We start from the raw sequence: 15822 nt of genomic DNA on the forward strand, positions 1-15822 counted from the left end.
GCACCTTTACTAAATCATTTCCGTTAGTTTGTACATTTTATGGCAAAATATGTAGGAGAAGTAAGCACAAAAAAAACGCCCTCAAAAGTGAGGACGTTTATATATGAATTAACCTTCCAACAAGAGATCATATGGGTCTTCAAGTAACTGCTTGATGCGAACGAGGAACTGGACCGCATCTTTTCCATCAACGATACGATGATCGTATGACAAGGCAAGATACATCATTGGGCGAATCTGGATGGTATCATCCGGCATAGCGATTGGTCGCTTTTGGATCGTATGCATTCCCAAGATACCGACTTGCGGCGTATTTAAGATTGGTGTGGATACAAGTGAGCCGAAAATCCCGCCATTTGTAATGGTGAAGGAACCACCGTTCAACTCATCCAAGCTCAAGTCTTTATCACGAGCTTTCTTACCTAAGCGGGAGATTTCACTTTCAATACCAGCAAAATCAAGACGGTCCGCATCTCGGACTACTGGAACCACAAGTCCATCATCCGTAGATACCGCAATACCGACATCATAGAATTTCTTCAAGACAATCTCGTTATCCTGGATTTCGGCATTAATGTAAGGAAATTCCTTCAGCGCACCCACAACTGCTTTCGTGAAGAAAGACATAAAACCAAGCTTTACATCATGCTTCTCTAGGAATTTATCTTTCCGTTCACTGCGAAGTTTCATAACTGCTGTCATGTCGACTTCGTTAAAAGTAGTCAGCATCGCGGAAGTTTGCTGCGCTTCTACTAGCCTCTTGGCAATCGTCTGACGGCGGCGAGTCATTTTCACACGCTCAATCGGTTTCTCAAATTCCGTCTTCTCCGACTGTTTCGGCTTATCAGCCTTTGCCTGCTTAGCAGGTTTTTCTTTTGGTTTCGCTGCTTCCTCAACATCTTCTGGACGAATACGTCCAAATGGATCGCGTGCTGTAATGTCATCAAGACTGATGCCAAGCTCACGAGCACGTTTACGTGCTGCCGGAGAAGCTAGTGTATTCTTATTAGAAGCTGCCGGTTCAGCGGTTTCTGTTTTCTTCTCTTCAGCCGGAGCTTCTGCTACAGCCGCTGCTTCTGCTTTTGTCTCTTCTGCAGCAGATGAATCTTTTGACTCTTCGCCAGCTTCCCCATTTTCATCAACCGTAGCGATAATATCGCCTACTTCCACGTCGTCACCAGCATCCTTTAAGATTTCTTTGAGCACACCGCTGTATTCTGCATTCACTTCAACATTTACCTTATCTGTTTCCAATTCCAGAACAGGATCCCCTTTTTCAACACGTTCACCCGGATTGACTAACCACTCGGAGATTGTTCCCTCTGTAATTGATTCTGCCAGCTCTGGTACCTTTAGTTCCTTCATACGCTTACTCCTCCCTTAGACAACTTTAAGGCTTGATTGATAATCTGCTTTTGTTCTGTTTTATGGATGTCAGGCTTACCTACTGCAGGTGATGCACGATCTGGACGCCCGATGTATTCTAGTGTCTGATCTTCTGCAAGAATTGCTTCGATTCTGTCACGAACAAATGTCCACGCCCCCATATTTCGCGGTTCTTCCTGCACCCATTTCACTTCACGGATAGAAGGATAATCTGCTAGAATCTGCTTAATCTTCTGAGCCGGGAATGGATAAAGCTGTTCAACGCGAGCGATATGCAGCGCTTCAAATGCACCCGCTTCTTTCTCCATCGCTTCTTCGATATCGACCATCACTTTCCCGCTGCCTAATACGAGTGTTTTTGCTGTTTCTGATGTTGCTTCGTTATTCGGCTGCACACGTATAGAAGAAAAACTTCCTTCTGTAAATTCTTCTAGTTTGCTAGCCAAGCGCGCACTTCGCATCAAGCTTTTCGGTGTCATTAGAACAAGTGGTCTTGCTTCTTCTCTTCCACCAAGTTTAGCCTGCCTGCGCAGCAGATGGAACAGCTGGGCAGAGCTTGTTACATTCGCGATAATTAAGTTATTCTCAGCTGCAAGCTGCAGGAATCTCTCTACTCTGCCGCTTGAATGCTCCGGGCCCTGACCTTCATACCCGTGCGGCAGCAGCATTGCCATATTAGATGCTTCTCCCCATTTTGCTCGGCCCGCAGCAATAAACTGGTCGAACAGAACCTGTCCAGTATTGGCAAAGTCGCCGAATTGCGCTTCCCATAGTACAAAAGCATCCGGGTTTTGGACACTGTAGCCATATTCAAAGCCTATTACGCCTGCTTCTGATAATGGACTATTGTGTAAAGCAAACGATTTTGCATCCTCCAGTCCGTGCAGCGGTGAATAAGTGGCATCCGTCTCCACATCATGCAGCACCATATGGCGGTGAGCAAACGTGCCTCGCTCGGAATCCTGACCTGTCAATCTAATTGGCGTACCCTCCTGCAGGATACTGGCATACGCTAGAATTTCACCGACAGCCCAGTCTGCTTTTCCTTCTTCCTCAAATGCTTGGTGGCGTTTAGAAATAATCTTTGTCAGTTTTTTAAACACCTGGAATCCTTCCGGCCGTTTTTGCAGCTGTCTGTTAAGCGAAAACAGCGTATCAGCTGGAACAGAAGTCTGCATCTGTGGCAAATCACAACGCAATGCTTCCGGCTCATCCTTTGGCATTTTCTCTTTCATCTCTTCCTCTTTCATATTTTGGAAGATTTCTTTGAGATGATCACCTACTTGAGCACTGAGTGTATCATAGCCTTCCTGGTCAGAGATGACTTTCTCTTTTTCCAAGTTAGCAGCAAATATTTTCGCAACTGTATCATGTGCGTCAATATCCTGATAAAGAATTGGCTGCGTCGAACGCGGTTCATCCATTTCGTTATGTCCATAACGGCGGTATCCGACAAGATCAATTAGAAAATCCTTATGGAAACGCTGACGGTATTGGAATGCTAGCAGCGCTGCAGCGGAGCAGGCCAATGGATCATCAGCATTTACATGTACAATCGGAATTTCAAAACCTTTCGCCAAATCACTTGCATATCGAGTAGAGCGCCCATCACGGCGGTTCGTCGTAAACCCAACCTGGTTATTCGCGATTATATGAACGGTACCGGCAGTGCTATATCCCGGCAAATCACCTAAATTGAGCGTTTCAGCTACAATTCCTTCCCCGATAAAAGCAGCGTCCCCGTGGATGAGTATGCTTAGCGCCTTGGATGGGTCTTGATCCGGATAGCCTGGCTTTGAAGTGTCATCCTGAACTGCTCTTGTAAAACCTTCTACGACCGGGTTAACGAATTCAAGATGAGAAGGGTTATTCGCCAACGTGACGGTTGTATGCTTCTCTTGTCCTTCGTGATGCTCTGTTACCGCACCAAAATGATACTTTACATCCCCAGCCCAGCCGCCATGCAATCCTTTAGAGCCTTCTGAAGGCAGAAGTGCTTTTTCTCCCGTATGATTAAACTCGGAGAAGATGAGATCAAAAGGCTTGCCTAAAACATGCGCCAGAACGGATAATCTTCCTCTATGTGCCATACCAAGCATTACATTGTCTGTATCTGCAAGGCATGCTTCTTTAATAATTTCATCAAGCATCGGCACCATTGATTCGACACCCTCAATGGAAAAACGCTTTTGGCCAACAAAAGTACGAGACAAAAATGATTCAAAGCCCTCCACATCTGTAAGCCGTTTTAGAATTGCTTTTTTATCATCGTCGCTCCATCTCGGCACATAGGAAGCAGTTTCTATTTGCTCCTGCAGCCATTTGCGCTCATCATGGTTGCCAACATGGTCATATTCGAAAGAAGTTGTTCCTGCATACCTTTCCTTCAAAAGCTGTACGGCATCCAGTGCCGTATGCACATTACCCGGCGCTTCCTCCCAGACGAAGTTAGCTGGTATATCTCGTAAGTCACTTTCCGTCAAGTCGAAATCTTCCATTTTCGTAAGTACAGATGATTCTCCATTATCTCCGCCGACCGGATATATATCTGCTTCCAGATGACCATAGCGGCGGATTGCTTCTACAAGCTGTATAGCTGCTGTGATTTTCTTGATTGGAGCGTGCGCCGACTGTGCGGATGGAGCGTCTTCCCCTTGACGCTGCATCAGGCGCGGTTCTCCATGCGTTTCAAACAATTCCTTCAATGAAGCTTCCACTGATTCCGGATTTTGCCTGTATTTGTCGTATTGCTCTTCTACATAACCCATGTTTGGGCCATGGAAGTTCTCCCAGAATCTTTCACTAGATTCCTTTTGTCCCACGACTGTTCCCCCCCAATAGAAGTAACTTTTTTTAAAATCGAAAAGGCTTTTTGAATTGGAAATTATTTTAAGTAACTTATTATGAATTTACACTCTCAATATACCGTAACGAAACGAAACTTACAACTAAAATGAGAAAATTTTTAAAACGCTTTCTTCATTGATTTAAAAGGATTTGTACAAGTACTTTACATAAATATCAACATTTTGAAAGCGTTTTTACATTTTTCTTTTTATAAGAAAAAATCATTGCTTTTTTTAATTAAAAAACGGATAACCGGAAGATCTTTTTTCCAGTTATCCGCCAACTATTTATTTGCTTGCTGCCTTACGTTTGTTTACCCAGAATAACGCTGCTCCAAGAACTAAAAGTCCAGCTCCAGCCAAGAGGTAATTAAACAGCTGACTTGCTGTTTGCGGTAAAATACTGCCGAATGTTGTCGTTTTACCGCTATCACTCGAAACAGGCTTTATACTTGCTGCATCATCGATTCCTGAAGGTGTCTGCGGCACCGTATTAACAGGCGCTTCTCCATCGTCATGTTGACCTGTAGGCTTTTTATTATCATCGCCTGGATTCGTAACTCCATCATTCGTGTTATCATCGCCTGTTGGCGGGGTCTCTCCGCCGCTAATTGGTTCTGGATCTGGCTCTTCATTATTTCCATTCGTGTCATCTGCCGGCGGTTCGTTCCCATTATCTTCAGGTGACGGTGCACCACCGCTTGTCGTGAATGTCCAAAGATCAGATTTTGTCTTTCCGCCATGAGCATCTTCTGCAACAGCGTACCAAGCGTACGCATGGTCGTCAGTTAAGCCTTCCCATGTAACAGAAGCTGTATCACCGCTTTTCACATTATCTGCAGTGCCAATTTCCTTTGTACCAAATACATTTACTTCCACATAGTTAGTAGCTACGCGCTTCTTCTGTGCATCCAGTTCCAGTCCAATTGTAAATTCATCAGTGCCTGGGAAATCTTCTTCATCGTAATAGTTGTAATCATCCATATACGGGGAGTATGTCTTCACTTTGATTTGGTCTGTCTCCGCGTCAAAGAGCAGCATGCGCATGTATCCTTGTCCACCTTCAGGTCCAGCTTGATAATCAGCCAGCATTTGATATACTTTTCGATCGGTTACGCCATCGCCATTATCATCAATTTCATCAATAAGCATATCCGCTGCATGATAATGCCCGCAAAGAACAGCAAAGACATTCTCATTCTCAAGGACAAGCTCCTGATACAGCTGCTCACCAATAGGATGACGATTTCCGGAAGATAATAGATACTCATGGAAATTCAGAATCGCTTTCCGGTCAGGATGGGCCTTCAGCACTGCATCTGCCCAGGCAATACCCTCTTCTTCTATACCCCAGCCAAGATAGACCATGATATAGTCATTTCCATTAGAGGAGATCAAGTCATAATGTCCTCTATTATTCTTATAGGAACCTCCGTACCAAGGCTTATCTTCGAAGCGGTCTGCTCCGAAATAACGGTAATAATCCGTGTAATCGTTGCTCTTTTGTTCTACATCATGGTTTCCTGCTAATACACCGTAAGGAATGCCCGCATCATCAAGAACTTGCATCGCTTTATCTGCAACTTCCCATTGATATTCCTGATTGGAGAAATTGACTAAGTCACCAGTATGGAGTACATAGTCAATATTATAATTGTCTTTGTTTTCCGCAATCCAGTTCACTTGTTCGTTATAAATATGCGGGTAGCTCTCTGAGTAATATTGAGTATCTGACATCCAAACGAACGAGTAATCATAATCTTCTTCCTCTATGGCGATCTCATCCTGGATCAAAACATTAATTTTGTAGTCTCTCACGAAATTATCCACATTAACTGTTCCTTGCAAATCAAAGTCTTCATCACCGGCCACTTTATAATTGACAAGCTGCCAATCTTCTACCTTATGGTTCCATGCGTACATGGAAACTTTCCGGCCTGGCAGCGAGTTACCGCTCCAATTAACTTCAACGACATTTTTATTGTCTACATCTTTGGAAACAGGTACCTCAAACCGATGATAAGGGAATTGTTCCGTACTATCATTGATCAGATACTTGTCGTCCACATTCGCAACTTTGTCGATGTCCGTATCTGTGAAGGCTTGTTCTCCTTTTGGCGCGTAGTCAGATGGCGGTTCATAATCTGCAGCATTTTTGAATGCTTTTATGTCACTGTCTTGGCTTACTTTGTACTTATGCCCTTGATAGAAGGTAACATCCATTTCATCATCGGTAGGGTCCGTTACTTTCACTTCTAGCTCCGGATTTCTTCCAACATCTCCCGCTTCATCCTCCGGCTTGATTAATTGCGGTGCGATAGGATGCTCTGCTGGAGTAACAAATTTGATTGTACGCACTTCTTCATTTCCAGCCTTATCCACTGCACGCAGGACAAGCTGGTGGTCTCCGGCAGTTAATGCGGCCGATGAAGTTTCATATGGAAGATCAATTTTTTCTCCATCCAATTCAGCAGACAAGCCGCTCAAACCACTGCCAGCATCTTCAGCGTTGCCGTCAATAGTAAATGCGCCTTTATATGACTTCCCATCTTCTATAGNCGGTGCTGTATTGTCTACTGTTACAGACACTTTATCAGTAGCTTGTCCATCATTTGCTTCAATCGTATGCACGCCATCTTCTGCTGCTGCAGTATCCCATTCATAAGCATTGGATTGGAACTTCTCCTCATCAATGGTAAAAGTGAAATCCTGTACTGGGCGATAATTACCGTTATCCCCAACATCTATTACTTGAGCTGGGTCGGCAAACGCCGGATCATAGAGCACAGTTCCATCGCCTAATACGAGCCGCACATTTTTCGCATCAAAGTCATCTCTATTCTCTGGAGATTCAAGCTGGAATGGAGATGCCTTGTTTCCAGAGTGGATACTAATTGTATTTTTACCAGGATTTAATGTATTTGGATCAACTGGTACTGTGATCGTTGTATACGTATCAATCCAGTCATCAAATACATGCAGGACCTTTCCATCTTGTACGACAGCATTTTGGAAATACGTATTGATACCATTTACATCAAAAGCAAAGTATGCTTGTGTTTCTAACGCTTTGTCGGTTTGCTCCACTTTCTTACCATCAATTAGTAAAGAGATGTCATGTTGCTTCATTTTGTCGGAAGTAGCCTTCAGTTTGTAAGTTCCAGACAGTAGCTGCCCTTCCTCTACATTCAGACGCGGACTGCTTTCTTTTTGCTCCTGTTCAATGGTCACGCGCTTCGTTTCCGTTTTTGTCTGATTGAATCCATCTGTAGCTGTCACATAGTATTCTACAAAATCTTTCCCGATCAGTTCCGGCGTATAAACTGTATGGTGATAATTGCCTGACTGCTCATTCCAAATTAAGTCTGTTTGATTAAAATCTGCTTGATCATCTGTACGATAATATACCGTTACACGCTTAATAGCTTTATCGTCAGAAGCTTCTACTGTTATATCTAAGTTTTCCGTTTGCTTAACTGTTTCTTTATTCGTCAAATCTGTCACTATTGGGACTTCTTTGTCTTCCTCGATTTGAACTGGACTTCCAGGGACTTGATCTGCTGTAACAGTTCCAGGAGTTCCAACCTTTGTGCCAGCATCTAACTTCAGCATATTTGCAGAGTCATCCATCGGGTACTTAAAGTTGATTCCCATATTAGCAACTGTATCATCCGTACCATCAACTTCATTATATGTGGCATTTACGATCGGACTGCCAGCTTTGGTAGCCACACCCAGACTGCGCTGGCTCCCGTTTGCCATTCCCCCAGTCTGGACCTTGAATAAATTCTCACCCAATGTAAGTGATGTATGGTAGTTGGCATTAAAGTCTTCTGCTGTTAAATCACTATTTGCACCATTGTCAACCCAGAATACGACTGTTTCTCCCGGCTGAATTACTGGGTATTCATCTGGAACCCACGTTGTCACTCTCGTATCAGGATACGTGTAAGTCAAATGATAGTTCTGCATATCAATTGGAGCAGTTGTATTATTGTATACTTCCATAAACTCGTAACCATCTGCACCGTTGACATTAGTAGAGTCCGGCGTAACTTCTGTAACCAAGAGTCCAGGCAAAGAAGTGAAGTCCGTGTCTGGCTCCTCTACGTTCACTTTGTATGTGTCTGTTTTGGCACTATTAAAACCATCAGATGTTTCAATGTAATACTCCAGTGTGCCTTCCTTTAAGCCAACAGTAGGAATTTCCGCTTCGTAAAACTCTCCTGCTTGCTGCATGTTAACCTGCTGGAATTCTGCGTCGCCTTGTTTCTTAAGGAAAAGCGTTACATGCTGAATAAAGTTTTCCTCTGTTACCTTCGCTTTAATAGATAAAGGGTTAGGGACTGTAACCTTCTTTACAGCTTCATGTGAGATTGCAGGCGCAGTCTCATCTTTTTCCACTTTGACAGTTTCCGCAGGGACTTGGCCGTCAATCACTTCTCCTGGAGAAGCAAATGTCTGTAAGCCAACCTTTGTCATCTCTGCCGTCCCGGAGGCTTTAAATGTGATACCTTGATTCACTTTTGTATCATCGATTCCTTCTGCATCATTGTAGCTTGCTGATACAAGCTCTGCTCCGCTATCGGATTGAAAGGCAATTGTCCGTTCAGATCCGTTGGCCATACCGCTATTAGCAAGCTCAATAACTTGATCCTCACTCAAGCTGGTATGATAATGGCTGTTAAAATCAGCAAGGTTTAATGACTGGTTTGCATCATTCTTAATCCAAAAAATAGCCTTCCCTTTTGGCTCCAGCTGTACTGCACGATCAATATCCCAATCCGCAGACGAACCATTTGGATATTGATAAGCTAGTTTATAATCTTGTAAATTCAGCGGTTGATCAGAGTTGTTGTACACTTCAACAAACTCATATGCATCAGATCCACCAACATTATCACTGTCCGGTGTAATCTCGGTAATAAGAACTGGCGGCTGTTTTTGCGGATCAGCTTCTGTTTGCTCTATTTCCGTTTGCTGATAGCCGTCTTCTGGGTAGCGCATTTCAGACGCTGCCCCCTGCACTTCAATGCTGTATTGAAAAACCGGGCTCCAAAGTGCGTGTTTCGACACAACCGCTTCCCAATTTCCGTCCCCTTTATCCGTCATATTCACTGTTTGTTCGCTCATGCCTGGTGCGGTTGTATACGTAAGGATTACAGACGCATCGTCACTATTCTCAACAACTGCCCGAATAGTAAGATCCTCGCCGCCTTTTGCTGCCGTGACCGGATCATGTACGAGTGTTAGCTGCTCAGCTTTTTCACCCTTATCTGCTTGCTCCTGCTCTTCGTTTGCAGGCTGTTCTTCCTTTTCTTCAATTGATTCTGTTTCACCAGTAGCATCCTCCTGCACGACTTCGCTAACAGGTTGTTCGTCTTTTGGATTTTCCGATTGCTTTTCTTGTACCTCATCCTTTGTTACCGCATCGGATTCTTCTTTCGCATTAGCAGTGGTTTCTTCGTCATCTTGCTTCTTCTGATCAGATGTGTCTGCTTCCTTCTCTTCTGGAGCTTGTACGATATCAGCAGAACCTGGTGAAGGTGCTGCGAGAATGGCAGGTGTTTTTTGATTATCTTGGAAGTGAATGCTGTCTGTCTGTTTCACATCTTGAAAATGAAATACAGAGACAGAGGTTTGTTCGGTGGCTGTATCTGTTATAGAAAGCTGCTGTTCTTCATCTAGAAATATGTAGGGTTCCGTTACATTGGTGAAGGCTGTATCTGTTATATTGCTTCCAAATTGCGCGTTAAAATCAGCAGCTGTAGCATCTGGATTCAAAGCGAGCACGGCATAACCGCCTGCTGGAATCTCTTCTTCTGCTTCTTGGGTGACAAGCTGTTCTTCTTGGCTGTTATTGTATGTGACGCTTAAGTCTTTCCACGCTTTCGCTTCATCCGTGCCATTATGCACTTCGATGAATGCTAATTTTTCTGCATTTTGTTTTTGGCTCCCATAGACTTCTGTGATGGAAATCTTGTTTTCGCGGAGCTTTTCCTCTGCTTTTACTACTGGCATGGATGCTGGGACCACTGCTTGCATCAGCAGCAAGCTTGCGCTAAGACCTGCTGCTGCTCGATAAAAACGCTTCATAAAGCTCCCCCTCTCAATTGTCGGGAATTGTCTCCCTTCGTTCATTCTAATGTCTATATATGAAGGTTAAGTGAATGAAATGTAAATTGTCTTTAGAAGACTTCGACAAAATGATCGGAATGCTTCATAGAAACTAAATAAAACGATGAGAATTGCAGCTTGAATTATTGTATTGGATTGTTGTATTGGATTGTTGCTGCTTCGAATTGTAGCTTCAACCCTGTAAACTTTTTGAATAAGCTAAAAGATGGTTAATGAATTGTCCACAAGCAGAAGAACGTACACTTCCTTCTCGAACAGCAATACCGATTTTTCTTTGTGTAGGCTCATGTAGAGGAATACTGCGAACATGCTGAACCTGAAGGTTTTCAAATGCCGGAAGAAGTGCCACGCCCTGTCCGGCCGCAACAAATCCAAGGATGGTCATGATATCTTCACTTTCGAAAGCTACATGGGGCTTCAAACCATACTTCTCGACGATTTGTTCAAACATAACACGGGCACTGAACCCGGGTTTAATAAGCAGGAAGGGTTCTTTCTCTATTTCCTTTAATGTCAGCTGCTGTTTCATGGCAAGCGGATGCGCATCCGACACGTATACATACAGCTGATCGGACCATAACTGCTGCCAAGCTAGACCTTCTTCTCCCTGATCCATATTACAAATACATAAATCTAATTTCCCCTCTTTCAGCTGGTTGATCAATTCCTCCGTCGATCCTTGATTTAGCGAAAACTGTACAGATGGATAACTCTCCTTAAAATTTTTCATTACATGCGGAATATGCTGTAGTCCTTGCGACCTCATAAAACCAAGTGTAATTTCCCCATAATGTGGATCTTTCATTTTTTGAATTTTCTTTTCTGCTTGTTCCATTTCTCCCAAAATTTTAACAACATGTACATAAAAAGCATCTCCATACACACTTCGAACAATTCCTCGTCCCCTTTTCTCAAATAAAGGCACGCCTAGTTGTTCTTCCAGCTTCGCAATCGACCGGCTAAGAGCCGGCTGTGAGATAGATAAAGCCTTCGCTGCCTGTAGATAATGCTCGCGCTCTGCCACTTCCTTAAAATAAATCAGCTGCTGCCATTCCATAGAATCACCTATAACCTTTCTGCATATTTCGTATGTTATTTATGCATTATACACTAGCATTTGTTTATGGTTAACTTAACATACAACAAGAAATGAGGGTCGTATATGGCTATTGAAATTATTCTTATTATGATTGCCGCCGGACTTATTGTCGGTTTTGTCGGTGCTGGCGGCTCCGGCTTCATTATTAGTATTCTGACCGTGCTGTTTGGATTTCCAATTCACGTAGCGCTTGGAACAGCACTCACCTCCATGCTGTTTTCATCTTTCTCGGGGGCGCTCAGTCATTACCGTGAAGGAAATGTGACGTTGCGTGCTGGTATTATTATCGGGATCTTTGGCGCAGTTGGCGCCTTTATCAGTTCTCACTTTTCCGGGATTATACCGGAGGAAATTTTAAACTATCTGACAGCTGGTATGCTTGTACTATCAGGAGTTATTCTATGTATTCGTCTGCTATTAGTAGGCAAACCCACCAAAAAAGGAAATACCGTCAGCAGCTTTATCTATCAAAATAAAGTCATATATTTTATTGCAGCCGCTTTACTCGGTATTATCACTGGAGCCCTATCCGGTTTATTCGGAATCGGCTCAGCTCCTTTCATCCAAATTGGTTTGCTTATGCTGCTCGGCCTGTCCGCACAGCAATCTGCTGGAACGACGATGATGATTATTATTCCAATTGCATTCGCTGGCGGAATAGGTTATGCGCAGCTCGGTTTTCTTGATATCAAATTATTATTGGAAGTTGTTGCCGGAACAATGATTGGTTCTTATATCGGAGCTAAATTCACAAAACGCGTCCGACCTGTCTATTTAAAAACGGCAATGGTAGTACTTCCGATTTTTGCGGGTTTTCTGCTTTTATCCGCTTAACAGCACAAAGAAGCCGCCAGATTATTCTGGCGGCTTTTATTTATCTATTCAGTAAGCTTCCTACATAACGAAGCAGGTCGTTTGCTGATGTGGAATTATAACCATACTCATCAATTAATGTAGCGACAACGTCATTCATTTTCTTCAACTGTCGCTCATCTGGTGTTTTAGTGGATGTCGTGATTTTCACCACATCTTTTAGGTCAGCAAATAGTTTCTTCTGAATGGCCTCTCGCAGCCGTTCATGTGATTGATAATCAAATTTCTTTCCTTTACGGGCATATGCCGAAATACGGATAAGGATTTCTTCCCGGAATGCTTTTTTGGCATTTTCAGAGATTCCGATTTGCTCCTCTATGGAACGCATCAATTTTTCATCAGATGGCATTTCATCCCCGGTTAATGGATCATGCAGCTTTGTTTTATTGCAATAAGCCTCAACATTATCCAAATAATTATCCATTAGTGTCTTCGCTGATTCTTCATAAGAATAAACGAAAGCTTTTTGCACTTCTTTCTTGGCAATTTCATCATACTCTTTACGCGCTACAGCGATGAAATTCAAGTAACGTTCCCGGTCTTCTTTCGAAATAGACGCATGGCTGCTAAGGCCATCTTTTAAGGAACGAAGTACATCAAGCGCGTTAATGGAACGCATTTCTTTTTTAATGATCGTGCTGGAGATTCGGTTGATCACATAACGCGGATCAATACCGCTCATCCCTTCATCGCTATGTTCATTTTTCAATTCTTGAATATCTGCTTCGCTGAAGCCTTCTAGCAGCTTACCATTATACAGATGCATTTTCTTTAACAAGCTGGTGCCGCCTTGATTTGATTCTTTTAATCTAGTCAGGATGGTAAACATGGCAGCAACCTTCAGTGTATGAGGCGCGATATGAACGTCCTTAATATCACTTTCAGAAATCATCTTCTCATAAATCTTCTCTTCCTCATCCACTTTCAAATTATAAGGAACAGGCATAACGATCATACGGGAATGTAAAGCTTCGTTCTTTTTATTGGAAATAAAGGAGCGGTATTCCGATTCATTTGTGTGAGCGACGATGAGCTCATCAGCGGAAATCAAGGCAAATCGGCCTGCTTTAAAGTTACCTTCCTGCGTAAGAGATAACAAATGCCAAAGGAACTTTTCATCGCATTTCAGCATCTCTTGAAATTCCATCAAGCCGCGGTTTGCTTTGTTTAATTCGCCATCAAAGCGATAAGCTCGGGGATCTGATTCTGACCCATACTCCGCAATGGTGGAGAAATCAATCGATCCTGTCAGGTCGGCAATATCTTGTGATTTCGGATCTGAAGGACTGAATGTACCTATTCCGGAACGTTTGTCTTCGGAGAAGAAGATACGTTCGACAATAACATCTTCAATCCTGTTATCATATTCTTCTTCTAATCTCATTAAATTCAGCGGAGATAGATTCCCCTCAATACGAATGCCGTATTCGCTTTCAAAGTCTTTGCGCAAATGTACGGGAATTAAGTGAAGTGGGTCTTCATGCATCGGACAGCCCTTGATGGCGTAGACTGCTCCTTCATCTGTGAACGTATATTCCTCCAGTCCCCGCTTAAGCAGACTGACAAGCGTAGATTTACCTCCGCTCACTGGTCCCATGAGCAAGAGAATCCGTTTTTTCACATCCAGTCTTCTTGCTGCCGGATGAAAGTATTCTTCGACTAACTTCTCCAATGGTTCTTCCAAACCGAACAAGGCATCTTTAAAGAAATGATAATGCTTGACACCATCTACCTCGTCAATGCCTTTATGCTTGATCATATTATATACACGGGAATGTGCAGATTGAGCAAGATAAGGACGGTCCTTTAACAAGTTCAAATAATCAGCAAGTGTTCCTTCCCAATGAAGCTTCTCTTGTTCTTGGCGATACTGCTGTACCTTATCCAATATATTCATTATTCATTAACCTCCCAGGCATTGTTAGACAAAAGGCGATTACCTTAATGTATGCCTGGAGCAGGGGTGTCATGCCAGCAAATCCATATTCCAATTGGTTACGGTTTTCGTTTCCAACCAATTTCAAGCGTTGCTTCGTCTTTATATGCATTAAACAAAACGTCATCCATTTCCAACATATCTTTCTCATTCGGGTAGATATGCATAAGCTGTGCCAGCTTTTTTACAATTTTCTTCGGATAGGCATCCGACATTTCCAGCAATAGCTGTATCGCTTCTTCTGCTGGCAGTACTTCTCGGTATGTTCGGGATAATGTTAATGCAGAAAACGTGTCCACAACAGCTAATATTTGAATATCAATTCCAAGCTCTGGTAAATAAGCGCCGTCAGGATATCCTTTTTTATTTAGACGTTCATGATGGCTCCGTGCATAGCGTCCCATCAAGGGGTCGCCGGCTTGCTGCAGAAGCATTTCTCCTTTGACTGTATGTGTCTGGACAATCTCATATTCCTCTTTTGTTAACGCCGTTGTCTTATCAAGAATTTCACGCGGAATCTCCAGCTTGCCGACATCATGAAACAAGTAACCTGTGGCGCAAAAATCCAATTGAACGACGTTCATATGATAAGCAAGCATCGTACCTATGACAAATACATCCAAAGAATGAATGAAAGCATATGGATCTCGTTGTTCCAACATATGCCATAGACTGCTGCGCCCCATTGTTTTCAGACTCTTAACATATAAATCCTTTAAGAAACGGATGCTTTCTTCTCCGTAAAGCAGTTTTCCATAACGATACTCAAATGCAATATAAGATAAATTCGTATAAAAGTGCTTTTCCATACTGCGCTTGTACGTTGCTTGGTGATCGGTTTCCTTTTCCAAGAGCTGCTGAATCGTCTGCTGCAGCCGGTCTGACTTGTTGAATAAATTGGCAGCCGCTTCTTCTGTCGTCTCTACAACGACGGAGGGTACATTATTCTGCTTCAGCTGTTCCAGCACTTCTCGATTAATTACTGTACCTTTTTCAACTATTGTCTGATCTGCTAAGATGACGTCATTGCCAATCACATCATCCAGAAGTATATCTTGGATGCGTTTGCGTTTTAAAATCAATTCCATTCTCCTTTTCCATTAAAAAAGCCGCCATAAATCGGGCAGCCTAACAACATATTCTTGGAACTGGCCGGCATTGAGAAGTTTTATTCTTTCGCTCTTAAAGTATTATGTATCTGTCCTTCAATCGTGCTGCCATATATATATGTTATCGTTTCCTGTCGGTGTCTTGCATCTAACTCGAGCAGCTTATAATAGTCTTCTTTTGCTGGCAAGAGTTCCCGCATCTCTACATTTAAAGCAGACGCCAGTTTGCTAATACCAATAAAGGATATATTTCGCTTCCCATTTTCGATATCTGAGTAGTACGATCGATTAAAACCAGCCACGCCAGCCAATTCCTCTTGTGTCAGCATTTGTTTCTTTCTGAGATAACGGAGCTTATCTCCAAATGCCCGAAGCAATAGCGTGTAATCACTCACATTATTCATGCATTTCATTATACAGCGTCGCATTCGTAAA

8 protein-coding genes are annotated in these 15822 nt (G+C 43.0%); 1 reads left to right on the top strand and 7 read right to left on the bottom strand.

Translation table 11 applies throughout. The annotated features are described in order from the left end of the window. Positions 1-108: 108 nt before the first annotated feature. From odhB to B1K52_RS17075, 4 genes are all read right to left on the bottom strand, one after another. Positions 109-1365 (bottom strand): 2-oxoglutarate dehydrogenase complex dihydrolipoyllysine-residue succinyltransferase, encoded by a 1257-nt coding sequence (gene odhB / locus B1K52_RS17060; RefSeq protein ID WP_077310410.1) that lies wholly within the window; start codon positions 1363-1365, stop codon positions 109-111. Next, positions 1362-4208 carry a 2-oxoglutarate dehydrogenase E1 component gene (locus B1K52_RS17065; RefSeq protein WP_077310411.1) on the bottom strand — a complete coding sequence of 949 codons (2847 nt, stop codon included), beginning with the start codon at positions 4206-4208 and terminating at the stop codon, positions 1362-1364. The genes odhB and B1K52_RS17065 overlap by 4 nt, the downstream gene beginning before the upstream one ends. 312 nt (positions 4209-4520) lie before the next feature. Continuing rightward, positions 4521-10373: a lamin tail domain-containing metallophosphoesterase family protein gene (locus tag B1K52_RS17070; protein WP_077310412.1), complete on the bottom strand. Its 5853-nt coding sequence runs from the start codon at positions 10371-10373 to the stop codon at positions 4521-4523. Positions 10374-10542: 169 nt separating this feature from the next. Further along, the gene (locus B1K52_RS17075; RefSeq protein WP_077310413.1) at positions 10543-11427 is read right to left on the bottom strand and encodes a LysR family transcriptional regulator; all 885 of its coding nucleotides are present in this window, start codon (positions 11425-11427) and stop codon (positions 10543-10545) included. Between the two features lie 105 nt (positions 11428-11532). On the opposite strand from B1K52_RS17075, the gene B1K52_RS17080 reads away from it, so the two are divergent. Next, positions 11533-12303 (top strand): sulfite exporter TauE/SafE family protein, encoded by a 771-nt coding sequence (locus B1K52_RS17080; RefSeq protein ID WP_077310415.1) that lies wholly within the window; start codon positions 11533-11535, stop codon positions 12301-12303. A gap of 40 nt (positions 12304-12343) precedes the next feature. On the opposite strand, the gene B1K52_RS17085 is transcribed toward B1K52_RS17080, so the two are convergent. The 3 genes from B1K52_RS17085 to B1K52_RS17095 form a co-directional block, all read right to left on the bottom strand. After that, positions 12344-14239: a PrkA family serine protein kinase gene (locus tag B1K52_RS17085; protein ID WP_077310417.1), complete on the bottom strand. Its 1896-nt coding sequence runs from the start codon at positions 14237-14239 to the stop codon at positions 12344-12346. Positions 14240-14337: 98 nt separating this feature from the next. Then, the gene (locus tag B1K52_RS17090) at positions 14338-15360 is read right to left on the bottom strand and encodes an HD-GYP domain-containing protein (protein WP_179106597.1); all 1023 of its coding nucleotides are present in this window, start codon (positions 15358-15360) and stop codon (positions 14338-14340) included. A gap of 86 nt (positions 15361-15446) precedes the next feature. Next, entirely contained in the window at positions 15447-15815 is a 369-nt protein-coding gene (locus B1K52_RS17095) for a helix-turn-helix domain-containing protein (RefSeq protein WP_256855949.1), read from the bottom strand. Between the last annotated feature and the right edge of the window lie 7 nt (positions 15816-15822).

This window comes from Terribacillus halophilus (assembly GCF_900162685.1).
GTDB classification, from domain to species: domain Bacteria; phylum Bacillota; class Bacilli; order Bacillales; family Amphibacillaceae; genus Terribacillus; species Terribacillus halophilus_A.

What these genes read in the sequence shown, in the direction of transcription:
- odhB (WP_077310410.1), bottom strand. Translation starts at nt 1,365, where the DNA reads ATGAAGGAACTAAAGGTACCAGAGCTGGCAGAATCAATTACAGAGGGA.
- B1K52_RS17080 (WP_077310415.1), top strand. Translation starts at nt 11,533, where the DNA reads ATGGCTATTGAAATTATTCTTATTATGATTGCCGCCGGACTTATTGTC.
- B1K52_RS17095 (WP_256855949.1), bottom strand. Translation starts at nt 15,815, where the DNA reads ATGCGACGCTGTATAATGAAATGCATGAATAATGTGAGTGATTACACG.
- B1K52_RS17085 (WP_077310417.1), bottom strand. Translation starts at nt 14,239, where the DNA reads ATGAATATATTGGATAAGGTACAGCAGTATCGCCAAGAACAAGAGAAG.
- B1K52_RS17075 (WP_077310413.1), bottom strand. Translation starts at nt 11,427, where the DNA reads ATGGAATGGCAGCAGCTGATTTATTTTAAGGAAGTGGCAGAGCGCGAG.